This is a genomic window from Paenarthrobacter sp. TA1.8 (assembly GCF_048595705.1).
GTDB classification, from domain to species: Bacteria; Actinomycetota; Actinomycetes; order Actinomycetales; family Micrococcaceae; genus Arthrobacter; species Arthrobacter nitroguajacolicus.
This window is the reverse complement of record NZ_CP184287.1, coordinates 1,413,489-1,437,551: the sequence shown is the minus strand read 5'-3', so window position 1 is coordinate 1,437,551 and position 24,063 is coordinate 1,413,489. Positions and strand designations below refer to the sequence as shown.

21 protein-coding genes are annotated in these 24,063 nt (G+C 62.6%); 12 read left to right on the top strand and 9 right to left on the bottom strand.

The genetic code is table 11. The features are described from left to right. Nucleotides 1-34: 34 nt before the first annotated feature. The 3 genes from ahcY to ACNAOT_RS06865 all read right to left on the bottom strand — a co-directional run bounded on the left by ahcY (nt 35) and on the right by ACNAOT_RS06865 (nt 2,326). Entirely contained in the window at nt 35-1,513 is a 1,479-nt protein-coding gene (gene ahcY, locus ACNAOT_RS06875) for an adenosylhomocysteinase (RefSeq protein ID WP_178997908.1), read from the bottom strand. A 45-nt stretch (nt 1,514-1,558) separates the two neighbouring features. Next, nucleotides 1,559-1,777: a Trm112 family protein gene (locus ACNAOT_RS06870; RefSeq protein ID WP_017198664.1), complete on the bottom strand. Its 219-nt coding sequence runs from the start codon at nt 1,775-1,777 to the stop codon at nt 1,559-1,561. 150 nt (nt 1,778-1,927) lie between these two features. Then, nucleotides 1,928-2,326 carry a DUF3499 domain-containing protein gene (locus tag ACNAOT_RS06865; protein ID WP_420180519.1) on the bottom strand — a complete coding sequence of 133 codons (399 nt, stop codon included), beginning with the start codon at nt 2,324-2,326 and terminating at the stop codon, nt 1,928-1,930. A 121-nt stretch (nt 2,327-2,447) separates the two neighbouring features. Here ACNAOT_RS06865 and ACNAOT_RS06860 point away from each other — a divergent pair, with 121 nt between their 5' ends. After that, nucleotides 2,448-2,966, top strand: a complete 519-nt coding sequence (locus ACNAOT_RS06860) for a metallopeptidase family protein (RefSeq protein ID WP_420180518.1) — start codon at nt 2,448-2,450, stop codon at nt 2,964-2,966. Between the two features lie 5 nt (nt 2,967-2,971). Here ACNAOT_RS06860 and ACNAOT_RS06855 read toward each other — a convergent pair whose 3' ends face one another. The 3 genes from ACNAOT_RS06855 to ACNAOT_RS06845 are packed head-to-tail and all read right to left on the bottom strand — an operon-like array spanning nt 2,972 to nt 8,599. Continuing rightward, the gene (locus ACNAOT_RS06855) at nt 2,972-4,699 is read right to left on the bottom strand and encodes a DUF5719 family protein (protein ID WP_420180517.1); all 1,728 of its coding nucleotides are present in this window, start codon (nt 4,697-4,699) and stop codon (nt 2,972-2,974) included. Further along, nucleotides 4,692-8,045, bottom strand: coding sequence for a glycosyltransferase family 2 protein (locus tag ACNAOT_RS06850; RefSeq protein ID WP_420180516.1), 3,354 nt, complete (start codon nt 8,043-8,045; stop codon nt 4,692-4,694). Before ACNAOT_RS06850 ends, ACNAOT_RS06855 begins: the two co-directional genes overlap by 8 nt. Nucleotides 8,046-8,056: 11 nt before the next feature. Continuing rightward, on the bottom strand, nt 8,057-8,599 hold the full coding sequence (locus tag ACNAOT_RS06845; protein WP_091466146.1) for a WhiB family transcriptional regulator: 543 nt from the start codon (nt 8,597-8,599) through the stop codon (nt 8,057-8,059). Between the two features lie 376 nt (nt 8,600-8,975). On the opposite strand from ACNAOT_RS06845, the gene ACNAOT_RS06840 reads away from it, so the two are divergent. Continuing rightward, a complete protein-coding gene (locus ACNAOT_RS06840; RefSeq protein ID WP_420180515.1) occupies nt 8,976-9,671 on the top strand; it encodes a TIGR03089 family protein in 696 nt (231 codons plus the stop codon). Nucleotides 9,672-9,691: 20 nt separating this feature from the next. Here ACNAOT_RS06840 and ACNAOT_RS06835 read toward each other — a convergent pair whose 3' ends face one another. Beyond that, a complete protein-coding gene (locus ACNAOT_RS06835; RefSeq protein ID WP_091466143.1) occupies nt 9,692-10,258 on the bottom strand; it encodes a GtrA family protein in 567 nt (188 codons plus the stop codon). Nucleotides 10,259-10,437: 179 nt separating this feature from the next. Between ACNAOT_RS06835 and ACNAOT_RS06830 the strand changes: the two genes are divergently transcribed. Genes ACNAOT_RS06830 through ACNAOT_RS06810 form a run of 5 tightly spaced genes read left to right on the top strand, consistent with a single transcriptional unit; the run spans nt 10,438 to nt 16,062 of the window. Continuing rightward, nucleotides 10,438-11,625, top strand: coding sequence for a 5-(carboxyamino)imidazole ribonucleotide synthase (locus ACNAOT_RS06830; RefSeq protein ID WP_091466142.1), 1,188 nt, complete (start codon nt 10,438-10,440; stop codon nt 11,623-11,625). Beyond that, nucleotides 11,622-12,185 carry a 5-(carboxyamino)imidazole ribonucleotide mutase gene (gene purE / locus ACNAOT_RS06825; protein ID WP_420180514.1) on the top strand — a complete coding sequence of 188 codons (564 nt, stop codon included), beginning with the start codon at nt 11,622-11,624 and terminating at the stop codon, nt 12,183-12,185. Before ACNAOT_RS06830 ends, purE begins: the two co-directional genes overlap by 4 nt. A 14-nt stretch (nt 12,186-12,199) precedes the next feature. Next, nucleotides 12,200-13,822 carry an LCP family protein gene (locus ACNAOT_RS06820; RefSeq protein WP_420180513.1) on the top strand — a complete coding sequence of 541 codons (1,623 nt, stop codon included), beginning with the start codon at nt 12,200-12,202 and terminating at the stop codon, nt 13,820-13,822. 50 nt (nt 13,823-13,872) lie between these two features. After that, nucleotides 13,873-15,123: a mannose-6-phosphate isomerase, class I gene (gene manA, locus ACNAOT_RS06815; RefSeq protein ID WP_420180512.1), complete on the top strand. Its 1,251-nt coding sequence runs from the start codon at nt 13,873-13,875 to the stop codon at nt 15,121-15,123. A 3-nt stretch (nt 15,124-15,126) separates the two neighbouring features. Continuing rightward, a complete protein-coding gene (locus ACNAOT_RS06810) occupies nt 15,127-16,062 on the top strand; it encodes a lipid II:glycine glycyltransferase FemX (protein WP_091466135.1) in 936 nt (311 codons plus the stop codon). Nucleotides 16,063-16,466: 404 nt separating this feature from the next. Here ACNAOT_RS06810 and ACNAOT_RS06805 read toward each other — a convergent pair whose 3' ends face one another. Both ACNAOT_RS06805 and glpX read right to left on the bottom strand, forming a co-directional pair. Continuing rightward, nucleotides 16,467-16,694: a hypothetical protein gene (locus ACNAOT_RS06805; RefSeq protein ID WP_420180511.1), complete on the bottom strand. Its 228-nt coding sequence runs from the start codon at nt 16,692-16,694 to the stop codon at nt 16,467-16,469. A gap of 754 nt (nt 16,695-17,448) precedes the next feature. After that, a complete protein-coding gene (glpX, locus tag ACNAOT_RS06800; RefSeq protein ID WP_017198677.1) occupies nt 17,449-18,471 on the bottom strand; it encodes a class II fructose-bisphosphatase in 1,023 nt (340 codons plus the stop codon). 200 nt (nt 18,472-18,671) lie between these two features. On the opposite strand from glpX, the gene ACNAOT_RS06795 reads away from it, so the two are divergent. From ACNAOT_RS06795 to ACNAOT_RS06775, 5 genes are all read left to right on the top strand, one after another. Beyond that, nucleotides 18,672-19,373: a DUF4245 domain-containing protein gene (locus ACNAOT_RS06795; RefSeq protein WP_420180510.1), complete on the top strand. Its 702-nt coding sequence runs from the start codon at nt 18,672-18,674 to the stop codon at nt 19,371-19,373. Between the two features lie 68 nt (nt 19,374-19,441). Further along, nucleotides 19,442-20,056 (top strand): carbonic anhydrase, encoded by a 615-nt coding sequence (locus tag ACNAOT_RS06790; RefSeq protein ID WP_011774029.1) that lies wholly within the window; start codon nt 19,442-19,444, stop codon nt 20,054-20,056. Nucleotides 20,057-20,143: 87 nt separating this feature from the next. After that, nucleotides 20,144-21,571: a class II fumarate hydratase gene (locus ACNAOT_RS06785; RefSeq protein WP_420180509.1), complete on the top strand. Its 1,428-nt coding sequence runs from the start codon at nt 20,144-20,146 to the stop codon at nt 21,569-21,571. Nucleotides 21,572-21,701: 130 nt separating this feature from the next. Beyond that, nucleotides 21,702-22,388, top strand: a complete 687-nt coding sequence (locus ACNAOT_RS06780; RefSeq protein WP_420180508.1) for a TetR/AcrR family transcriptional regulator — start codon at nt 21,702-21,704, stop codon at nt 22,386-22,388. Further along, nucleotides 22,385-24,061 carry an MDR family MFS transporter gene (locus tag ACNAOT_RS06775; protein ID WP_420180507.1) on the top strand — a complete coding sequence of 559 codons (1,677 nt, stop codon included), beginning with the start codon at nt 22,385-22,387 and terminating at the stop codon, nt 24,059-24,061. The genes ACNAOT_RS06780 and ACNAOT_RS06775 overlap by 4 nt, the downstream gene beginning before the upstream one ends. Nucleotides 24,062-24,063: the final 2 nt, after the last annotated feature.

Here is a 24,063-nt window from a genome sequence, read left to right as displayed (position 1 = left end):
CGATTTGGGTACCGCCGGGGGCGGATAGTGCAGCTTAGTAGCGGTAGTGCTCAGGCTTGTACGGACCCGCAACATCCAGGTCCAGGTAATCCGCCTGGTCCTTGCTCAGCTCCGTCAGCTCCACGCCCAAAGCATCCAAGTGGAGGCGTGCAACCTTCTCATCAAGGATCTTGGGAAGGACGTAAACCTGGTTCCGGTACTCGCGCTCACCGGCGGGCTGGTCCTTCTTGGTCCAGAGTTCGATCTGCGCAATGGTCTGGTTGGCGAACGAGTTGCTCATCACGAACGACGGGTGTCCTGTGGCGTTGCCCAGGTTGAGCAGCCTGCCCTCGGACAGCACAATGATGGACCGTTCGGAATCCGTCCCGGACTCGAAGACCCACTCGTGGACCTGCGGCTTGATCTCAACCTTCTTGACGCCCGGAATCCTGGCAAGCCCGGCGATGTCGATTTCGTTGTCGAAGTGGCCGATGTTGCCAACGATCGCTTTGTTCTTCATGCCCAGCATGTGCTCGGCCATGATGACGTCCTTGTTGCCTGTGGTGGTGATGAAGATGTCGCCCTGGGCGAGCACCGTCTCCAGCCTGGCAACCTGGTAGCCGTCCATAGCGGCCTGAAGAGCGCAGATGGGATCAATTTCAGTGACGATGACGCGCGAGCCCTGGCCGCGCAGCGCCTCAGCGGCGCCCTTGCCGACGTCGCCATAGCCGCATACAACCGCCACTTTGCCGCCCATCAGGACATCCGTGGCCCTGTTGATACCGTCCGGCAACGAGTGGCGGATGCCGTACTTGTTGTCGAACTTGCTCTTGGTCACGGAGTCGTTGACGTTGATGGCCGGGAACAGCAGCTTGCCCTGCTCCGCGAGCTGGTACAGACGGTGCACGCCTGTGGTGGTTTCCTCAGTGACGCCTTCGATGCGGGCGGCCAGGCGGGTCCACTTCTGCGGATCAGCGGCAAGGGTCCTGCGCAGGAGGTCCAGGATGAGGACGTATTCCTCCGGATCATCCTCAGTGGCGGTCGGCACGGCTCCTGCGGCTTCGAATTCGACGCCCTTGTGAAGCAGCAGTGTGGCGTCGCCGCCGTCGTCGAGAATCATGTTGGGACCCAACTCCGGGTTGGTGTCGGCACCAGGCCAGGTGAGGATCTGCTCCGCAGTCCACCAGTACTCCTCAAGGGTTTCGCCCTTCCAGGCGAAAACCGGAACACCCTGCGGGTTTTCCGGGGTACCCTTGCCGACGACGACGGCGGCAGCGGCTTCGTCCTGGGTGGAGAAGATGTTGCAGGAAGCCCAGCGAACTTCCGCGCCCAAGGCAGTGAGGGTTTCGATGAGTACTGCGGTTTGGACCGTCATGTGCAGGGAACCGGCAATCCTTGCACCCTTGAGGGGCTGCTCTGCACCGAACTCCGCGCGAAGCGACATGAGGCCCGGCATTTCGTGCTCGGCGAGACGGATTTGGTGACGGCCGGCCTCCGCAAGAGTGATGTCAGCCACTTTGAAGTCAAAAGTCATGGAAGTCCTTAGGGGTACCGTGCGGATTTGATGGAAGAAAGCGCGTCAGGCCTTGGAATCGTGCTGGCCTGAGGTTGCCGCATTGGCTGCGGCCAGCAGTTCGGGTGGCAGGAGCAGCGGGATGCCGTCCTCGATGGTGTAGCGGAGCTTTTCGCCGTCCGCAGCGGCATCGGTGGAAACCAACTCATCGCCCTCCTGGACCAGCGGTGAACCCGTCACGGGGCAGCGCAGGATGGACAACAGTTCAGGACTGACCTTTGGCATGAATGATGCTCCCTGGGTGGCGCCGGCATGGCGCCGCTGGCGGATATATCTGCAGATTCCAGACTACCGCGCAGGGAGATCCTGTTTTGATCCCGACGACGAATTGCGTCCGGTAGCCGAAGCCCGGCAGCTGAAACGGGCACGGTCCGGCTAAGACGGCTCGCGGAGGATGCGCAAGTGCCCTCGACGCGTTCCTTCGGTGCCGGCGGGCGGCTCCATCTGAGGGTGGCTGTGCCGGGCTGGAGTTTCGGTGGTGACCGAAGCCGCCTCCCTGACCGCGTTGGCAAGTGCCAGCAAGTCATCCGGGCCCGGCTCTTGTGGCGTTGTGGGCATGGCAAGGCGAAGGACTTCCCAGCCACGCGGAACCGTGAGTGATTCAGCGTGCTGCGAGCAAAGATCGTACGCATGCGGTTCTGCGTACGTGGCCAGGGGACCCAAAACTGCGGTTGACTCTGCGTACACGTACGTCAAAGTGGCCACCGCGGACTGGCGGCAGGCTGATCTGGAACACTGACGAATGGCACCCACAACATCCCAGATTAGCGCCATTGGGCGCATTCATTGCGCATTGCCCGCCCGTGCCCCGCGAACTCCAAGCGAGTATCCGCCGCTGCGGCGCGCTGCGGGCCTTGATGTCGCGCTGGCGGTTCCTCAGGACTAAAGTCGATATATGCAGTCACAGCCACATGTTCCCGGGTTCAACATCCGGTGGACTGACGCCGATGGCGATCAGGCCCAGGAACACGCCGGTTCGGAAGCGCGGGGCTTCCGGCGACGCCGGCGAAACCGGCACGGACGGGGACTGCGTGGAGAGCTGATGCTCCCCAATCTCCCCGGCTTCCGCACGCGCTCGGAACGCTTTGATGACATGGTGCTGGACTCCGCCGAACGGCTCCAGGACATGTGGGGCAAACAGCTCGACGGCGTTCTCTTTGCAGTCGATGAAATTCCACCCAACCTTGAGCAGCTGGTTGCCACAGGAAACACTGCCCCCATGGGCTCCTACATCCCTGGTGGCCGCGGCGAGGCACCCATGATTACGGTGTACCGCCGGGTAGTTGAGCAGGGCGCTGCCACTCGCGAAGAACTGCAGGACCTTGTCCACGACGTCGTAGTGGAGTACACCGCCGAGATGCTCGGCGTGCCCCCGGAGACCTTGGACCCGGTCTACCGGCGCCGCTACCAATAACTTCGCTAGTAGCCGACTGAGACCGGAACCTTCTCAAGGCCGGCCGCTGCGTCCTGAATTGCTACGACGGAAACGTCTGTCCGTCCTTGCTTTCCAAGTACCAGCGCACCGTACACCGGGTCACCCGCGGCCGAAACCACGTAGCCCACCACAGCCGAACTACCGGACTTGTCCGGTAACCCGATCACCGACGTCGTCCCGCCCGACATGTCCACGTCAATGGCCTTGCCGACTTTTCCATCAGCGGTCACCGGAGCGTAACTGACCGTGCCACGCCCCTCGGGAACACCGAAGCTCAAAGACCGCTGGCCTTCCCGTGGTACGGCCACCAGGTGCTGGCTGCCTAGACGGGCCGACGACGGCGACCACGCGAAGTCGGTTGCTTCCTCGGCCTTGGAACCGCGGGTGACCCTCGCCGATGCCAAGAAGGAGACATCCGAGCTGGCTCTGACGGTGTAGCTACCGGCCGGGACGCCCTCAAGGTTGACGGTGGATACTGTCCCGCCCTTAACCGTCACCACTCCCCCATTGGGAATCTTTCGTTCACCGTTAGCGCCATAAAGGCTTACTTGCACAACGGCGTCGGTGGATCCGGGCACTGCGATCTGGAGTGCCGGTGCGGCGTCCGCAAAACCTGACTTACCGGCCAGTGCCTTGACGGCCGCCGGGTCCTGGATATCGACGCCGGACATCACCTGCAGGTTGGACGGCGCCGCACCTGGCGAGAGGTACTCCACACCACCAGGGGCGATTCCACGCAACACGCTCTGCTGGATGGTGGAGGCAACAGGACCACCCGTGCTGCGCACGTGCACGGCAAGCTGCGATTCGCCCGGAGCGAGTCCAGCCAGGTTCACCGAGCGGGTGGTTCCGGGAGCCACCAAGAGACCACGGGCCCCGGGGGCTTGGATCTGCCCCTCGGATCCATAGAGGTCAAGGCTCACTGTCGCCGGGGTCTCGGAGGCATTACTCACGTTCAGGACGGCAGTTCGGCCCACGGACGTGTTGGCCCCCAGGAGCCAAGCGTCGTTGCCCGGCGGCTGGCATTGGGTAGATGCGAGGCCGCGAAGATCGCCGTCCGTAGCTGAGTAGCTAAGGTTGGCAGCCAAGGATGCCTGCTCGTTTCCAAGGGCCTCGGCTCCCACAACGGTGGGAGACGCCACCGGGCTGATGTTCGCCACTCCGGCCGCGAGTACGGGCGGACCAACCGTGGGTGTAGGCGTGCTGGTAGGAGCCTTGGCGATCTCCTCCACCATCTCACCGCCCAGCGAGGTCACGTTGCTCTCGGGCACCGTACCGGCCGGGTTGCTCAGTACCACGGCGTTCAGGGCGCTGGTGGCAGTAGTGGAGACCGGGCTGAAATCGGCATCTGTGCCCACCACGGTTCCGCTCACAAGCCTCGCGGGTTCCGGACAGACACCCATGGAACGGCCCGCGGGAACGTCTGCCTGGCGGATATCCATGGTGGTACCCCCGGAAGGTTCCGGGACCATCGACGTCGCGGCCACGGCACCTCCGCCAGCCGCAAGGATGACCACTGCTGACAGGGCGCCAGTGATCACTCCCTTGTTGGAGCTGCGGGACTTCGTGCTTCGGGAACCGGAGTCGCGGGAACTCGAACTCCGCGGGCCTTTACCCGACCTGTTTGTTTCTCCGTTGTTCCCGGCACGGGACTTCGGGGCTTCCGAGGTTCCAGAGCTTTCGCCGGACTCGTTCTTCTGGTCCTCAGACACTGCTGTACTCCTTACGGAGGGAGACTTCATCCCTCGACATGCCGGTTCGGCTGCGGCGTGCGGGCATTGGAACGGCCAAAAGTACCGTCAATCCAATCACCACAGCCTGCAGGATCCCGATCCACAAGGCCCAAGGGTTGGTGTAGCGGATTTCAAGGTCGCCGCCGCTGGCAGGCAACTCGAACGCCTGTGACCAGCCGGATGTGGTGGCCTGCAGTTGGCGGCCATCCAACCAGGCGCTCCAGCCGGGATCGGACCGTTCGGCGAGGACCACCTTTCGGCCCTCATTGCCTGATTCAACAGTGGCATCCACATCCACTTCTTCGGATGGCAGCGCACGTAGCAGAGCGCCTTCGGAGTCCACAATGCGTACCCGGTGTGCCGTGTCCGCGGCAGTAGCCGCGGGCTGGCTCCGGGGCGTCACCCGCCACAGCCACCCGGCGTCGGTCTGGCCAACAGCCACGAGCCCGGGGACGGCGTCGATCCGGCTGGCCGTCAACTGGGCGGCGTTGTCTGCTGCCTTGAGGACCACGAATCCGGCCCCAAGTTGTTCCAGGTCGGCGCGGGGATCCACGCCGGTTCCCGCCACGATGGTGGCCACGGACCGGCGGAGGGACGTGGTGGCAGCGTCATCGGCCGCGATTTCTTCGCGTCCCGGCGCGCCAATGATGGTCCGTGCAGAGGCAATGGTGGACAAACTGTCCAACGTGGTTCCTGCTCCCCGCATCAGGGACGAGGAGAAGGCGCCCTGCTCACCGCTGGTGATGACCAACGTTCGGGTTCGCTCCGGTCCCTGGCCACGGTCGACGGCGGTGGCAGGCAACGTGCCCGTATCCACCGGCCATATTTGTCGGCCGGCGCCCAGGGACGACGTCTTTTCGGCAGTGTCGGGTGCCGCAATGGTTACGGCAGTCGGCGTAGGCTGCAGGACATTCTGAGCAGTCCAGGCAGCCATGCCGGCAAGAGGGCCGGCAACCAGAAGCGCTATGGTCGCGGCCGAAGCTACGCGCCGCAGCGGGAAGTGGCGCCGGGAAGCCTTGGGCGTCTTTCGCGGTGCCGTGAAGAGCTTCTCAGCACCGAGAACGGCAGCACCCAGAAGCAACATTCCCGCCGCCGATACGGCCGGGCCGGTGAACGGTCCAACAATCACATTGTTATTGACCCCGGTAGCTACGTGGCCCACCAGCCAAGCGCTCGAAAGCGTAGCCAAAGCGACCAGCCAAAACACCCGGGCCAGCGCAGCGCGTTTACCGGGTACGAACAAGGCGGCAACAGCCAGGATCAGGACTGGTGCGATGACCAGCAGAGCCAGCAACAGGGCCCAGGGCACAGCGCCAGGACCGAAGACCGCCAAACCGGTCAAGCCGCCGTCGATGTCGAAGGCCAGCGGCTGGCCAAGTAGCTGTTGCCACAACGGAGCAGCCTCAAACGTCAGCGGCAAACCAGGGTCGGCAAGCAACGAGCGCGGCCTGTCCAAAACGGATATCGCATACGGAAGGAACAAAGCGAGAGTTGGCAGGAGCGACCACCACAGCGTCTTGCCCCGATGCCCGAGGACTACTGCAGCCAGTATCACTGCAACGGCGATAGGCCCCAACAATGACGGGGCAGAGGCCGTGACAACGGCCATGGCAAGACCTGCGGCGGCTGCAGCAGTCCATGACGGTGTTCCGTTGATGCCGGGCTTACCGACTACCAGGGCCGGACGGCGGCTGAGTTGGGTCCCCGCCGAAGCGGACCCTTGGGCGACTGCCGATCCCGAGGCACGCAACAGCGCGAGGAGAAGCAGCGGCATCATGACGTGCGCCACCAAAGCGCCGAGACGACCCTCGTTGATGGAGATCAGAAGTGCGGGAGCACCGGACCAGGCGAGGGCCGCCGCAACCCGGAAGCGACGCTTGGTAGTTAGCGCGCCCGCCGCGAACCATGCGCCCAATGCGGATAACGGCATGGCAAGGATCAGCAGCCACACCATTGCGGCGTTGCCATCCCCGCCCCCGAAGAGGGAAAGCAGCCACAGGACATAGCCGAATGGATCGCCGTGTCCGGGCAGGCCTGCACCCAATGAGATCCACCAAGTGGACGCATTCGCCCAGATGTCACCTGGTGACGCCGAAAGAGGGAGGAGCCCACCACCGGCAACGGTGCCTGAACGGAGCAGCCCCAGCAGTCCCACAAGTGCTGCGGCAAGAGCTATCAATGCAGCTGCAACGGCACCTGTGCCCACCCAGCCACGTTCGCTGGTGGCCAGCGCGGCGAAGTCATCCGCCGCATCCCCGCTCGGTTCAGGGGCCAGAAGGTCAGAGACAGCGGGAGTCTCTTCTGCGGGCCGGATTGCTTCCAATAAGGAGCGCCTGTTGGCACGCACCTCCCGCGTGGGTGTCTGAAGTCCCCGGACCACGGACCTGTGTACCCGGCGTGTCCTGGCCGCAACGCGGCGGCCCCTGGCTATGGCCACCGGCCGGACAAGGGCAGCGATGGTGGCGGTGAATTGGGAGAAGCCATATCCCGGTTCCTTAACCAGGATGCTCAGCATGAGTCGAATGATGGCGCCGAACAAGGCGCCCACGGCTTGGAACGGCACTTTCCACCAGGAAGCATGTTTGAGCCGCAGATGGATCTGGGCTTTACGTGCCGCGGAGGATGTGCCCAGGCCATTCGGGCGGTGCTCCACATGGAACATGCGGGCACTGGGGACTACGACTACGCGATTGCCCGCAAGCCAGTTACGCCAGCAGAAGTCCACGTCATCGCCGCTGCCAGGCAAGGCCGGGTCAAATCCTTCCAGCAGTTCCCAGACGTCGCGGCGGATCAACATACCTGCGGAGTTCACCGCGAAGGTGTCCGTGCGGGCATCGTATTGCCCTTGGTCCACTTCGTCGGCGTCGATCAAGGTGAGGCGTTCAGCCCAGCGGCTGGTTGAGAGTCCAACATCGACCAGGTGCCGCTTATTGTCCCAGCCAAGCTGCTTACAGCCGGCCACAGTTACCGAGGGGGCCCGTTCAACCGCATGGAGCAGCTCTGCCAGCGCATCAGGCGCGGGCGCGGCGTCGTCGTGCAAGAGCCAGATCCATTGCACGGAATCACCCTGCGTGTCACCGTCGGCGGGGGCGAGCTCTTGCAGGCCAGCGCGAACAGCGGCTCCGAAACCGGACCTCGCATGCTGGAAAGAGGTGACGCTGTTCTGGCCGAGGGCCTCGCGGAGCAAGTCCAGCGATGTGTCGGTGGAACCTGTATCAATGCCAATGGCGGCATCGGCCGAACGCGTCTGGTCCGACAATGCCGCCAATGTCCTGGGCAGATAGTTGCCGCCGTCGTGGGAAACCACGACGGCGGTAACATGCACTTCCTTGAGAATTAGACCGCTCGCTTCCTTAGCCGACGACGCTCCCGCTCGGAGAGTCCGCCCCAAATTCCGAACCGCTCATCATTCGCGAGAGCGTATTCCAAGCACTGCGAGCGGACGTTGCACGCACCGCAGACCTTCTTGGCGTCCCTCGTTGATCCGCCCTTTTCGGGGAAGAAAGCTTCAGGGTCGGTCTGTGCACACAGCGCGTCCGTCTGCCAGCCAAGTTCGCCCTCGTCATCGAAGTCCCCTTGCGGCAAGCCGATCCACACGGGCTGCCCCGGAGTTTCAAGCGGACGACGCAGCTCCATGGGAGGGTCGTCCAGATCTTCATCCGGTCCAGCGGGCAGGTCACCCACCAACGCCTCATGTGCTGCCAGGAGGGCAGTTGCCTGATCCTCCAAGGACTGCTGCACATTCTGGTTATATCGGTCTGCCGCTTCCGGGTCCGCCGGGTCTACGTACCAATCTCCCGGCACTTCCCTTGAACGGTATTTCACCGACGCATGTTCTGCGACGACTGCATCTTCCTGGATACGCAACGCTTGCCCCATGGCGTCCCTCCTGATTTTGCAGCTGCTGCTTGGATGTGTTTCCGATTCCCTGTGTCGTTCCGGGAATCTGTGCAGCGGCGTTGATTACTAATTACACGCGTGTAACTACCCGCCAGTCAAGCCACGCCGGGATAATAATCAAGAATCTGTAGAAACGTGGGATGCGCCACGCCCAACATTTTGGCCGCGCCGCCGCGTGTCCCTGCCGGAAATGGAAGCACTGGATCGCTTCAAGTGAACTTTCATTGAATTTCCGCGGAAATGGACTCCAGTTCGCCACTGAGCCCAACGACTTGAGAAATTCCAGTGTGTCGCATTTCACAATCACGGCGCACGGCCCGGGGACGCTCCGGGGCCACCGTGGCAAGATTGACGCATGAGCATCCCGGCAGCGAACCTGATGACCGCCCTGCGATCCGGTCATTCAACGTCACCACGACTCACCTGGTATGGCCCCGACTCCGAGCGTGTGGAGCTTTCGGGGCGCGTGTTGGATAACTGGGTAGCCAAAACCAGCAACCTGTTACAGGACGAACTGGACGCCGAACCCGGAATGTCCATCAGGCTGGACCTCCCGGCACATTGGAAATCCTTCGTCTGGGCCCTGGCGGCGTGGCAACTGGGAATGGAGGTGGTCTTTGACGACACCTCGGCGGATCTGCTGGCGACCGATAGGCCCGACGACGGCGCCGGGGCCGGCTTCGAAGCTGTAGTCGCCGTGCCGCTCGCTGCACTGGCCATGCGTTGGCCGGGTGAGCTGCCGTCCGGCGTCGTGGATTATGCGGCAGAAGTCCGTTCCCATGGCGATGTCTTCATGGCGCACAACGAACCCGAGGCAACCCTGCCCGCCGTACGCGGAACATCAGGACTCCCCCATGAGGACCTTATTGAAGGCTTTGCTGCCGCCCAGGAACCAGGCGTTCGGCTCTTGGTACGCGCGGCGGACGGCCTGGAGTCATGCCTGGCAGCTTCTCTGGGGGCTTGGAAAGAGGACGGCTCCGTAGTACTCGTGCACCCCGACCTCGATGTGACCGAGCACCTTCTGGAGAACGAGCGCGTCAGCCGTTCTTAACCTCTAAAGGTTCTTGGGCGTCAGAGGTTCTTGACTGAAGGGAATTCGCCGGTCGCCGGGTTGGCCCCGGATTCGGAATTGGTCTTGGATTTGTGGTGCAGCTCGATGATCTCGTGGTCATGCGAGAACTCGGGTTCGGCATCCAGTTCTTCGTTGAATACCCAGAAGCGGTAGGCGAAGAAACGGAAGATGGTGCCCAGGATGAGGCCCACGACGCTGCCGGCGATGAACAGTGAAGGCTTGTCGTTGAGGTCCAGGATGTACTTTGCGAACCACACACATCCCGACGCAATCAGGAGCCCGACAAGGTTCATGATGGCAAACAGCACGGCTTCACGAACCACGTTGGCCTGTTTACGGTGCCGGAACGTCCAGAAACGATTCGCGACCCACGAGAAAATACTTGCAACAATGGTTGCAATGGCCTTGGCCCACACTTCGCTGCCGTGCATCGGGCCCGAAAAGAGCCAGATGAAGACCGCCGAATCGATGACGAAAGCAACACCGCCGACGGCGCCGAACTTTGCTACCTCACGCCAAAAAAGTGAGGCAAGTCCGCGGATGCGATCTGCAAGTGTGGTGATCATGACCCTCCATGGCCGTTGAAAAGTGGGCCGATGGGCCTCACCCATTTTAGCGCCGATTTCCATGTGCTGCCTTTGAAGGGGCTGTGAGAACGCCGATACTGGCGCCTCACGCCGCAGAAAACCATCCCAAAGGACGGCAGAATCAGTGATCCTGCCGGCGGTTCGGTAGGCTGAACCTTGTGACTTTTCCAGTAATTGGCGTTGTTGGCGGCGGCCAGCTCGCACGAATGATGGCTCCGCCCGCTACCGCCTTGGGCTTCGAACTCCGTGTTTTGGCCGAGGGTGAGGACGTTTCTGCCGTGGCCGCAGTGGCCACGGCGCCTCTTGGCGACTACAAGGACCTGGATGCTCTTCTTGAGTTCTCCAAGGGCCTGGACGTGCTCACGTTTGATCACGAACACGTCCCCACGGAACACCTGCAAGCCCTCCTGGACGCAGGCGTCAACGTCCAACCCGGCCCTGACGCGTTGGTTAACGCCCAGGACAAGTTGGTGATGCGGGCTGCAATTGACCGTTTGGGCCTGCCGAACCCTGAGTGGTCGGCTGTCCATAGCGTTGAGGATCTGGTGGCCTTTGGCGACAGGATCGGCTGGCCCGTGGTTCTGAAGACCCCTCGCGGAGGCTACGACGGCAAGGGTGTCAGGATTGTTGACTCCGCGGACGATGCCTTGGAAACTGCCGACTGGTTCCAGGCAATGAGTCCCCTGCTGGCAGAAGCCAAGGTTGATTTCAGCCGCGAACTCTCGGCCCTTGTGGCACGCAGCCCAAGTGGGGAATCCCGTGCATGGCCGGTTGTCCACACCATTCAGGTGGATGGAGTTTGCGACGAAGTGATCGCACCCGCCCAGAACATTTCCGTTGAAGTGGCTGCTGCCGCTGAAGAGGCTGCCCTGCGCATTGCCAACGAACTCGGCGTCACCGGGGTCATGGCCGCAGAGCTGTTCGAAACTCCGGGAGTCGGAGCAGGCTTCCTTATCAACGAGCTCGCGATGCGTCCGCACAACACCGGCCACTGGACGCAGGACGGTTCCATTACGAGTCAGTTTGAGCAGCACCTGCGGGCCGTGTTGGACCTTCCGCTGGGCGCAACGGATGCCCTGGCCCCAGTGGTGGTCATGAAAAACTTCCTGGGCGGCGACAATCAGGACCTCTTCAAGGCCTTCCCCATGGCGTTGGCCTTCGAGCCCGCGGCAAAAGTGCATTCCTACGGCAAGTCCGTTCGCCCGGGCCGCAAGATCGGCCACGTGAACCTGGTTGGCAGCTCGGTTTCCGACGTCGACTCCGTCAGGCAGCGCGCGACCACCGTGGCCAACATCATCCGTGACGGCCGAAAGCCCGAGCAGACCACCCTAGAGGAGACCGCATGACTTCGGAAAGAACAGCCCCGCTGGTTGGGCTCGTGATGGGCTCGGACTCCGATTGGCCGGTGATGGAGGCCGCCGCAGACGCCCTGGCCGAGTTCGGCATCCCCTTTGAGGCAGACGTCGTGTCAGCTCACCGCATGCCTACTGAAATGATCCGCTACGGCCAGACTGCCCACGAACGCGGCCTGCGCGTCATCATTGCCGGGGCCGGCGGGGCTGCCCACCTTCCCGGCATGCTGGCTTCGGTCACGCCCCTTCCCGTCATCGGCGTCCCCGTCCCCCTCAAAACGTTGGACGGCATGGATTCATTGCTGTCCATCGTCCAGATGCCTGCCGGCGTTCCCGTGGCCACTGTGTCCATAGCCGGTGCCCGCAATGCAGGTCTTCTCGCCGTTCGCATGTTGGCTTCAGGCACTGACGACCTTGCATCGAAGCTCCGCGCGGATCTCCTTACCTTCGCCCAGGAGTTGAACGACGTTGCCACAAAGAAGGGCGAAAACCTGCGCCACAAAGTAGAAGAGGTCTTTTCCCCTGCGAATGCCTCCGCCCGGAGCCCCCGCTAGGAAGGCAGCGGTTGATGACCATGCACAAGACCCCCAGTCAGCCCGGTTCCGCCCTGACTGATCCCGTCCGCTATCCGTCCGGCGCCAGCGCTCCGGTGCGGACCAAACGCGCCTTCGTGCTGGTCCTCCTCACTCTCTTTGTTCCCGGCAGCGCCCAAATTGTTGCCGGGGACCGCAAACTTGGCCGCATCGCTTTGCGCGTCACCATCACGGTGTGGGCCCTAGCCCTGCTCACATTGTTCATTGCCTTGGTGAACCGGACGATGCTGCTCAGCGTCGTCACGCATCCGGTGGGTTCGTTGTTCATCATCGTGATCCTCGTGGCGTTGGCTTTGGGGTGGGCCTTCTTGTTCCTCAATACCCTGAGGATCATCAGGCCTGCGCTCCTAGCACCGGGAATGCGCCCCATCATCGCCGTCGTCCTGGCGGTGACCACGGTCCTCGCCAGCGGATCGCTGGGCTATCTCGCCTATGTCCTGAACGTAAGCCGCAATGCAATCGGCAGCATTTTCAATGCCGGTCCCGCCATTGATCCAGTGGACGGACGGTACAACTTCCTCATGATGGGTGGCGACGCCGGGGACGATAGGACCGGCCGCCGCCCGGACAGCCTTTCCGTCATCAGCGTCGACGCGAAAACCGGCGAGAGTGCCATCATCTCTGTCCCCCGAAACCTTCAGAACGCCCAATTCAGCGAGGGCTCGCCTATGCGCGGGATCTACCCCGATGGCTACAACTGCGGGGACGAATGCCTCATCAACGCTGTCAACACCGAGGTCACCAATAACCACCAGGACCTCTATCCAGGGGTCGCGGATCCCGGAGCGCAGGCCACGCTCGAAGCCGTGTCCGGCACCTTGGGCATCACCGTCCAGGCGTATGTCCTGGTGGACATGGACGGTTTCGCCAAACTCATCGATGCCATGGGCGGCATCCGTATCAAAGCCGGTGGCTGGGTGCCCATCAGTGGTCCCGTCACTGACGAGGCCAACGGAATTCACGGCATGCCTGACGGTTGGATTCCTGCCGGCGACCAACACTTGAATGGCTTCCAGGCCCTTTGGTACGGACGGTCCCGCGAATTCGTTGATGACTACGCCCGCATCGCGCGCCAGCAGTGCGTACAGCAAGCCATGCTCAAGCAGTTGGACCCTGCCACGCTCCTCACCAAGTTCGAGGACATCGCCAACGCCGGCACCAAGGTGGTTGACTCCAACATTTCCTCGAACCAGCTGGGCAGCTTTGTGGACCTCGCCTTGAAGTCCAAGAACCAGCCTGTCAAGCGCCTCACCATCGGCCCCCCGGACTTTGACGCGTCCTTCTCCACGGTGCCGGACTTTGACCTGATCCATTCCAAGGTCCAGGAAGTGCTGGCCTCGTCCGACACCCCCAAGGCGAGCGACGCCGTCGTTTCCTATGATGGAGCCGGGGCCGGAGCCTTTATGGCCGCGGGGCCGGTTGCGGGTTCCGTTCCCGTGAGCCAGCTGCCGTCGCCTTCGGCCGATTTCACCCCGGTGACCACCACGCCCGACGGCACCCCGATCACCATCGAGTTGCTGAACGGCCTCAAGGCCCAAGGCGATGAGCAAGGTATCCGTGACCTCGTGGCAACCAACGGACAGTGCGCACCGCTGTAAGCTGCCTTCCGCCCACCCCACGTTCAGCGCAACGATAAGGACTTTCTTTCGTGTACCAGATTGAGAATGTTTTGCGACCCTATGCGTGGGGTTCGACGACGGCGATCGCCGGCTTGCTTGGCCGGCCGGCGTCAGGTGGTCCCGAAGCCGAAATGTGGATCGGAGCCCACCCGGACTCGCCCTCCACAGCCGTTCACCCCAACGGTGTCACCCAGCCCTTGGACGCGTTGATCGCGTCGGATCCCCTGCGCTGCCTGGGCTCGGAAAGCCTCGCCGAATTCGGCCCACGGCTGCCGTTTCTCACCAAGCTCCTGGCCGCAGAGCAGCCGCTGTCCTTGCAGGTGCACCCTAGCCTTGATCAGGCCCGGGAAGGATTCGCACGGGAGAATGCGGCCGGCGTCCCCGCCGATGCAGCAGACCGCAACTACCGGGATGACAACCACAAACCGGAGATGATCTTCGCCCTCACTCCGTTCAAGGCATTGTGTGGTTTCCGTTCACCTGCTGAGTCCAGGGACATCTTTGGGCACCTGGCCCACGTCCTTGATTCCGCGGCAGTGGACGTTCCCGATGTCATCAAAGGCGTCATCGCAGATCTCGGCCAGCCTGATGAGCCTGCAGCCCTGAAAGCAGCCTTCAGCCGACTCATCGAGGGTGGCACCGGCGTCTCCGACGCTATCAACGAGGTAGTTGCCGTCCTTTCCGCCGGCGCGCCCCTGGAGCCGCACCGCGAAGCGTTGACCGCCATGGTGGACATCAATGAAGCCTTCCCCGGAGATTCCGGCGTCCTCATTTCCCTTCTTCTGAACCATCTTTCCTTGCAGCCCGGTGACGTGGTTTACCTGCCGGCCGGCAACGTGCACGCTTACCTCCATGGGTTGGGCGTGGAGGTCATGGCCTCCTCTGACAATGTTCTCCGTGGCGGACTCACACCAAAGCACGTGGACGTCCCCGAATTGCTGAAGACTGTACGCTTCGAAGCACTCGGCGTGCCCCGCATCGAGGCCAGCGGAACCGAGTTCGGGCAGGAACTGTACCGGCCGCCCTTCAAGGAATTCCAGCTGCAGCGGATTGAGCTTGGCCCGGGCGCCGAACCGGTGCCGCTGGCGCAAACCGGGCCCGCCGTCGTCGTGGTGGTGTCTGGTTCGGTGTTGCTCGACTCCCCCAAGAGTGATCTCAGGCTGCAGCGTGGTGCTGCAGCGTTCATCCCCGACATCGAGGCCCCCGTGAACGTCCACCCCGTGCAGGGAGCGACGGACACCAGTGTTGCCTTCGCGGTGACCACGGGGCTGGGGAACTGATTCATGGAGTTTTTCCTGCAAACGCCCGCATGGGCGGCTGTCCAGCGTTCCTTGGGACGCCGTGTCCATGAGCAGTCCGGGCCGGGCTGGAGTTTCCTCGCGATCGAGGAGAAGAACCCCGCCGGCAAGGTCATCTACGCCCCCTATGGCCCCGTGGCGGAGTCCGTGGAAGCTTTCGACGCCGCCACTGCTGCCCTGGTTGCCCTGGCAAAGGCGGAGGGTGCTGTGTTCGTGCGGATGGAGCCCGCGGCCGCCGGATTCACAGCGTCTGACGCCGATGCTCTCCTTCGCGCCCGCGGTATGACACCGGCGCCGGTTAACCAGCAGCCTGAGCTCAGCTGGATCGTGGATCTTGACGGCGACTTCAAAGACGTCCTGGCCGGGATGAAGCCGACCAACAGGAACCTCTACCGGAACATCCACAAGAAGGGTGTCACGTTCCGCGCTTCCCAGGATCCCGCCGACATCTCTGTGCTTCTGCATTTCCTCCATCTGACAGCTGCACGGAACGGCTTCAAGCCCCAAAGCGACGAGTACCTCACGCAAGTAGCCGCTTCCCTGCTGCCCAATGGCGCGGGAACGCTGTTCATCGCGGAGCTTGAAGGCGAACCGATCGCCGCTGCTTTCGCCTATGACTCCGCTGATACCCGCGTGTACGCCCATGCCGCTTTGGACGACACCCACCGCAAGCTCAGCGCAGGCATCCCGCTCCTGGTGACTTTGATGGCTGACGCCAAGGAGAAGGGCCTCAAACACGTAGATCTTTGGGGTGTGGCGCCGGAAGACCAGCCGGACCACAAATGGGCGGGCTTCACTGCGTTCAAAAAGTCATTCGGAGGCCGCGAAGTCTCCTACCCGGGCACCTGGGACCTCCCGGTCAACAAGCTCCGCTACGGCGCCTACCAGCTTGCCAGGAAGCTCCGCGACAAACTGCGCTAGGCCAGCTCCCGAAGTCAGCACAAGGAACCCGTACCTCCACCACCCACTTTGAGGGCGCCTGCATCACGACACGCCCAGACAGTCGGCGTGCCCGCCGGTTTCCAAAGTCAAAGTAGGTGATGAGAGCACACCTCACTCACTGCTGCGCAGGAGCGCCCGACGTCGGCACCACCGAAGCGCCGTCGTCGAACCCTTGCGTGTTGATCGGCGGGGCCACCCTAATTCCCATGGGCACCGTCGTCCAGGCGCCACCACTCCATCTGCGTAGCGAAATTGTGCCCGGCGCGGTGAGGAACCCGTACCTCCACCACCCACTTTGAGGGCGCCTGCATTACGACACACCCACACACCCGGCGTGCCCGCCGGTTTCCAAAGTCAAAGTAGGTGATGAGAGCACACCTCACTCACTGCTGCGCAGGAGCGCCCGACGTCGGCACCACCGAAGCGCCGTCGTCGAACCCTTGCGTCTTGACCGGTCGGCACCTCGGCGGACCGTGCGCATAACCGGCGAGGCCACCATAATTCCCATGGGCACCGTGGTCCAGGCGCCACCACTCCATCTGCGTAGCGAAATTGTGCAGGGCGCGGTGAGGAACCCGTACCTCCACCATCCACTTTGAGGGCGCCTGCATCACGACACACCCAGACACCCGGCGTGTCCGCAGGCTTCCAAAGTCAAAGTAGGTGATGAGAGCACACCTCACTCACTGCTGCGCAGGAGCGCCCGACGTCGGCACCACCGAAGCGCCGTCGTCGAACCCTTGCGTGTTGATCGGCGGGGCCACCCTAATTCCCATGGGCACCGTCGTCCAGGCGCCACCACTCCATCTGCGTAGCGAAATTGTGCCCGGCGCGGTGAGGAACCCGTACCTCCACCACCCACTTTGAGGACCCCTGCATCACGACACACCCACACACCCGGCGTGTCCGCAGGCTTCCAAAGTCAAAGTAGGTGATGAGAGCACACCTCACTCACTGCTGCGCAGGAGCGCCCGACGTCGGCACCACCGAAGCGCCGTCGTCGAACCCTTGCGTGTTGATCGGCGAGGCCACCCTAATTGCCCATGGGCACCGTGACCGGGCGCCACCACTCCATCTGCGTAGCGAAATTGTGCCCGGCGTGGTGAGGAACCCGTACCTCCACCACCCACTTTGAGGACCCCTGCATCACGACAAACCCAGACACCCGGCGTGTCCGCAGGCTTCCAAAGTCAAAGTAGGTGATGAGAGCACGCCTCGCGAACTGCCCACCCCAAATTCGCGCGCAACCGAAGCCGTCCGGGCACAAAGAAGGACGGCGAGTATCGCGAAAGCGGCATCAAATCGACGAGGTACGAGGAGATAGCCGCCGAGCGTTGCTCGCCGTCCTTCTGTTAGGTGCGGAGGTTACGGCTTGCGCGCGTACGTCTCCCACTTGGATGCGTGGTGCTCAGCCTCTACGAAGCGGACCGTCCCGGACTTGGAGCGCATCACGATGGACTGCGTCATGACGCGGTCCTTCTGGTAGCGCACACCGTGGAGGAGGTCGCCGTCGGTGATGCCGGTTGCTGCGAAGTAGCAGTTGTCCGAGGTGACGAGGTCGTTGGTGGACAGGACGCGGTCGAGGTCGTGTCCGGCGTCGATGGCCTTCTGCTTCTCTTCGTCCGACGTCGGCCACAGGCGACCCTGGATCACACCGCCGAGCGACTTGATGGCACAGGCTGCAACGATGCCTTCCGGGGTGCCGCCGATGCCCATCAGGGCGTCAACGCCGGTACCGGAGCGGGCTGCTGCGATGGCGCCGGCGACGTCGCCGTCCATGATGAACTTGGTGCGGGCACCGGCTTCGCGGATTTCTTCCACGAGGGGGCGGTGGCGGTCGCGGTCCAGGATCATGACGTTGAGCTGGTTGACCTTGACGCCCTTGGCTTTGGCGATGAGGTGCAGGTTCTGCTTGACGGGCAGGCGCAGGTCCACCATGTCGGCGGCTTCGGGGCCGGTGACGAGCTTCTCCATGTAGAACACAGCGGAAGGGTCGAACATGGATCCGCGCTCGGCAACTGCCAACACTGCCAGGGCGTTGTTGATGCCCAGGGCGGTCAGGCGTGTTCCATCGATGGGGTCCACGGCGACGTCGCACTCGGGACCGGTGCCGTCACCAACTTGCTCGCCGTTGAACAGCATGGGGGCTTCATCTTTTTCGCCTTCACCGATGACCACGACGCCGTTGAAGTGGACGGTGTGAAGGAACGAACGCATAGCATCGACGGCGGCACCGTCTGCCTTGTTTTTGTCGCCGAAACCTACCCAGTGGCCACCGGCAATTGCCGCGGCTTCGGTGACACGGACGAGTTCAAGCGCAAGGTTGCGGTCGGGTTCGTCGAGGCCGACGGCAAGCGACGGCGAAATCGTGGAATACTGCTGGGTCATTGGTGCAGGAGACACTTGAACCTCTTCTTCGAGTGACGATTCACGGGACCGGACATGGTTGCACTAGGCAACCCGGGGTTCCTCTATCAACGATCATAGTCGCCGAGTGGTCCGGGAGTCGTTGGATGACCACGGCCCGCAATACCGGCGGTGAGGTTGCCGGATGTGTGTTCCCTGCCTCGATAAGCGATTATGGAGAGGTGAGTGAAACGCAGGACAAGCCCGCTGCCGGCAATGAGCCGGATGCCGCGGAGGCTAGCCAAACAAGCGCCCAGGCATCCCCGGATGCCCCCTATAAACCCGTCATTGCGGCGAAAGCTGCCAAGCGGGCCAACGCTTCGGTCATCGGCATGGTCATAGCGCTGCTTGTCTGTGTACTGGCTTTCCTCCCCATCGTTTTGATGAACCCGGCTCCCAAGGGCGAAGGTTTCAGGCCGGATGTTGACGTCGCGTCCATATCCCGCAACGCCACGGGTGTGGCGGGATTCACACCTGTCACTCCGGATACGGGCGACACATTCAAGCCCAACTACGCCCGTTGGGAGTCCGGCAGCGGAAGCGGCGTTCCTACCTGGGAGATTGGTTTCCTGACTCCCAAGGAAAACTTCATCGGGCTCACCCAGACCAGCCAGGCAAACCCCACGTGGGTTCTGCAGAAAACGGAGAACCTTCCTGTCACTGGCACGCGTAGTGCAGGCGGCCAGGAGTGGGAGCTGCGCGACTCAGGCAAGGAAAAGCGCAGCATGGTCCTGGAGTACCGCGGTACCACCATCATTCTGAACGGCACCGCAAACCTGGATGAGTTCGCAACTTTGGCGGCCGCCGTCGTGAAGTCCGCAGAGCAGGCACCGCCCGCAAGCGCACCGGCCACCGCCACTACATCCGCGCAGCCCTCCGCCTAACTTCCTATCCGGCTCACCCGGCGCAACAGTTTCACGGACTGCCCCGTCCGCGTCGTAAAGTAAGGCTCGTGCCTACTTACCTGACTCCAGCCCTGGCGTGGCGCCGTCTCCGCGAGGGCAACGAACGTTTTGTTTCCGGCGAATCCCTGCACCCCAACCAGGATGCTTCGCGGCGATCTTCTCTCATTGAGAACCAGAACCCCTTCGCCGTGATCTTCGGCTGCTCGGATTCACGGCTCGCTGCAGAAATTATCTTTGACCTGGGACTCGGTGACGCCTTCGTGGTGCGCACGGCCGGCCAGGTCATTGATGATGCGGTCCTGGGTTCCCTCGAGTACAGCATCAGCGAACTTCGGGTTCCGCTGATCGTCATCCTCGGCCATGACAGCTGCGGTGCCGTGAAGGCCACCAAGGCGGCCGTAGAAACAGGCGAGATGCCCCCGGGCTTCATCCGCGACCTCGTAGAGCGCATCACACCGTCCGTCCTGACCGCCAAGCGCAATAGCCAGGAAGACGTCAACGACATGGTGGTGGAGCACGTCAAGCAGACTGCTGCCCGCCTGGCTGACAGCTCACGTGTGATTTCCGACGCCATCGACGACGGCCGGGTTGCCGTGATCGGCCTGTCGTACAAGCTCGACGAAGGCCGTGCGGCGCTCGTTTCCGGGATCGGCAAGCTCTAGGAAGGCGTGCTCCGGCCCCAGCGCCGGAGCACGTAGCACTCCTCTCCGGGTTTTCTGTGGAGCGTCCAATCGCCCTAAGCTAGCCCCATGACTTCCACCACTGAGTTCCGTATTGAACATGACACGATGGGCGAAGTTCGCGTCCCCGTGAACGCCCTGTACCGCGCCCAGACGCAGCGTGCTTTGGAGAACTTCCCGATCTCCGGCAAGACGCTTGAGCGCACACACATCGAGGCTCTTGCCCGCGTGAAGAAGGCAGCTGCACTGGCGAATGCCGAACTGGGGGTGCTCGATGGTGAGCTCGCCGAGGCTATCGCCGCCGCTGCCGATGAGGTTGCCACCGGTAAGTACGACGGCGACTTCCCGATTGACGTTTTCCAGACCGGCTCGGGCACTTCCTCCAACATGAACACCAACGAGGTCATCGCCGAGCTGGCATCGCGCGCCCTCGCGGCCGCAGGGAGTGACAAAGTTGTCCACCCGAACGACCATGTGAACGCGTCGCAGTCCTCCAACGACGTCTTCCCGACGTCCGTACACGTCGCCGCCACCTCGGCCCTGATCAACGACCTGATCCCGGCACTGGAGTACCTGGCAGCTTCCCTCGATCGCAAGGCCGTGGAGTTCAAGGACGTCGTCAAGTCCGGCCGTACCCACCTCATGGACGCCACGCCGGTCATGCTCGGCCAGGAATTTGGCGGCTACGCTGCCCAGGTCCGGTACGGCATCGAGCGCATCAACGCCGCACTCCCCCGCGTTGCCGAAGTTCCCCTGGGTGGCACCGCTGTTGGTACCGGAATCAACACCCCGGCCGGCTTCCCGGAGCGCGTCATCGAACTCCTCGCCGCCGACACCGGCCTGCCGCTGACCGAGGCACGCGACCACTTCGAAGCACAGGCAAACCGTGACGGCCTGATCGAAGGTTCCAGCCAGCTCCGCAACATCGCGATCTCCTTCATGAAGATCAACAACGATCTCCGCTGGATGGGCTCCGGCCCCAACACGGGCCTCGGCGAAATCGCCATTCCGGACCTTCAGCCGGGCTCCTCGATCATGCCGGGCAAGGTCAACCCGGTCATCTGCGAAGCGTCCATCATGGTCTGCGCCCAGGTCATCGGCAACGACACCGCCATCGCCTGGTCCGGCACCAACGGCGCCTTCGAACTCAACGTCGGCATCCCCGTGATGGCCGCCAACCTGCTCGAGTCCATCCGCCTGCTGGCCAACACCAGCCGCGTCATGGCCGACAAGATGATCGACGGCATCACCGCCAACGTCGAGCGTGCGCGCTTCCTCGCAGAGGCTTCCCCGTCCATCGTGACCCCGCTGAACAAGTTCATCGGTTACGAGAACGCTGCCAAGATCGCCAAGATCGCCGTGAAGGAGGGCCTGACCATCCGCCAGGCCACCGAGAAGCTTGGCTTCGTCGGCGAGGGCGAAGGCAAGGTTACCGAGGCAGAGCTCGACAAAGCCCTCGACGTCACCACCATGACGTCCCCCGCTCACAAGAACTAATACTCAAAGCACGACGACGGCCGGTACCTTTCTCACGAAAGGTACCGGCCGTCGTCGTACCCGAAAGTATGAGTAAAGCCATACCCGAAATTTTTTGCACTTTTAGTGCTTGAGTGCAAAACTTTACTTTGTGATCAATAGTGCAAATACTGATGGTGGCCTCCGTGAGCGCAAGCGTGCTGCCACGCGGACGGCGATCACCGCCGTCGCGCGTTCCATGACCGCTGCACGTGGCCTGAGCGGTTTCACCGTTGAAGAAGTCTGCGAAGAGGCGGGGATTTCACGCCGGACCTTCTTCAATTACTTCCACTCCAAGGAAGACGCCGTCATCGGTTCCTTTTCGGATGAGTTGCCCGAGGACGCCTTGGAAGCGTTCAACCAGAACCCTTCCCCCACACCGGACAGCATCTCCGGGACTCTCTTGGCAGCCCTGCACGTGCTCACCGTGACCCTGATGGAGCGTTCATCCATCAGCCGGACCGAGGTCCAACAGTTCATCGCTGCCATTACGGCCGAACCACAGCTACTGGCGCGGCTCACCCTGGAAGGGGAAGCCCGCGAACGACAATTCGCCGCGCTGGTGGCCGCCCGCGAAGGGCTGGACCCCGAGCACCCCGAGGTCATGACGGCAACGGTGGTGTTCGGGGCTGTCTCCAAGAAGACAGCACAGCAATTCTTCTCGGAGGATAATTCGCGCCCCTACCGCGGGATCCTCGAACAGAACCTCAACGCCGCACGGAAACTTTTTGCGCAACCACTGGCCACGAACCAAGAGTTGGGCGCCAACCCCCTTGAGACCACGAAGGACCCCGCATGAGTACACTCTCCAAAGCAGCCGAACCGCTGCTGCTGACCCAGAAACGCATCTGGATCATCTTCTCGGCGCTGATCGCAGGCATGCTGTTGTCCAGCCTCGACCAGACGATCGTTTCCACCGCAATGCCTACCATCGTGGGCAAGCTGGGCGGCGTGGAGCACCAGGCCTGGATCACCACCGCGTACCTCCTTGCCACCACCATCGTGATGCCCATCTACGGCAAGTTCGGTGACATCCTTGGGCGTCGCAACCTGTTCCTCGTCGCAATCGCCCTGTTTACCCTCGCATCCGTGGGTTGCGCGTTTGCCACCGACTTCTGGGGCTTCGTGATCTTCCGCGCCATTCAAGGCCTGGGCGGCGGCGGCCTCATGATCCTCTCGCAGGCGATCATTGCCGACATCGTTCCCGCCAAGGAGCGCGGCAAGTACATGGGCCCGTTGGGCGCAATCTTCGGCCTATCCGCTGTAGCCGGACCGCTGCTGGGTGGCTTCTTCGTTGACCACCTCACCTGGGAATGGGCTTTCTACATCAACATCCCCATCGGCATCGCTGCGTTCATCACCGCCTGGTTCACTTTGACCCTGCCGAATAAGAAGGCAGAGAAGAAGATCGACATCCCGGGTGTCCTGTTCCTCTCCGCTGCCACCACCTGCCTCATCTTCTTCACGGACTTTGGCGGCAAGAAGGACGAGGGCTGGGATTCACCCCTTACGTGGGCGTTTGGGGCCGGCATGGTCCTGGCCGCCTTTGCCTTCGTGATGGTTGAACGCCGCGCCGAGGACCCCATCATTCCGCTGAGCCTGTTCAAGAACCCCATCTTCATCAACGCCACGGCCATCGGCTTTACGTTGGGCCTGGGTATGTTCGCCGCCATCGCTTTCGTTCCCACGTTCCTGCAGATGTCCTCCGGAACGTCGGCCGCTGAGTCCGGACTGCTGATGCTGCCCATGATGGTGGGCCTGATGGGCACGTCCATCTACTCCGGTATCCGCATTTCCAAGACCGGCAAGTACAAGATGTACCCCATCCTGGGTGCTGCGCTCACCATCGCTGCAATGCTCTGGCTGACCACGCTCACAGCGGCAACCCCCATCTGGGTCATCTGCGTGCAGCTCTTCATCTTCGGCGCCGGCTTGGGCCTGATCATGCAGGTCATTGTCCTGGTAGTGCAGAACTCCGTTCCTGCTGACCAGATTGGTACGGCGACCAGTACCAACAACTACTTCCGCGAGGTAGGGGCATCGCTGGGTGTCGCCGTCTTTGGCGCGATCTTCACCAACCGTTTGGCCGAATCACTCACCGACGCCTTCACAGGTGCTGGTGCCTCTGCCGAGCAGGCTTCACAGTCCACCAGTACCCTGGATCCCCAAGCCTTGGCGCAGATGCCTGAACAGTTGCGTGATGCGATCGTCAACGCCTACGCCAACTCGCTGGCGCCCGTCTTCTGGTACTTGGTGCCGTTCATTGCCATCGCACTGATCCTTGCCATCACCCTGAAGCAGATCCCGCTCTCAGACACCGCCGGCATGGTGGCACGCGGCGAGGCTGTGGGTGGCGAAGAGGCGGACCGGCTTGAGGCCGAGCGCCTGGAGACTGCACGACTGGAAGCGGAGTTGGCTGCGTCGGATGGCATCGAAAAGGATCGCCCGACGGCAGATGCGGGCAGACGGTAAGG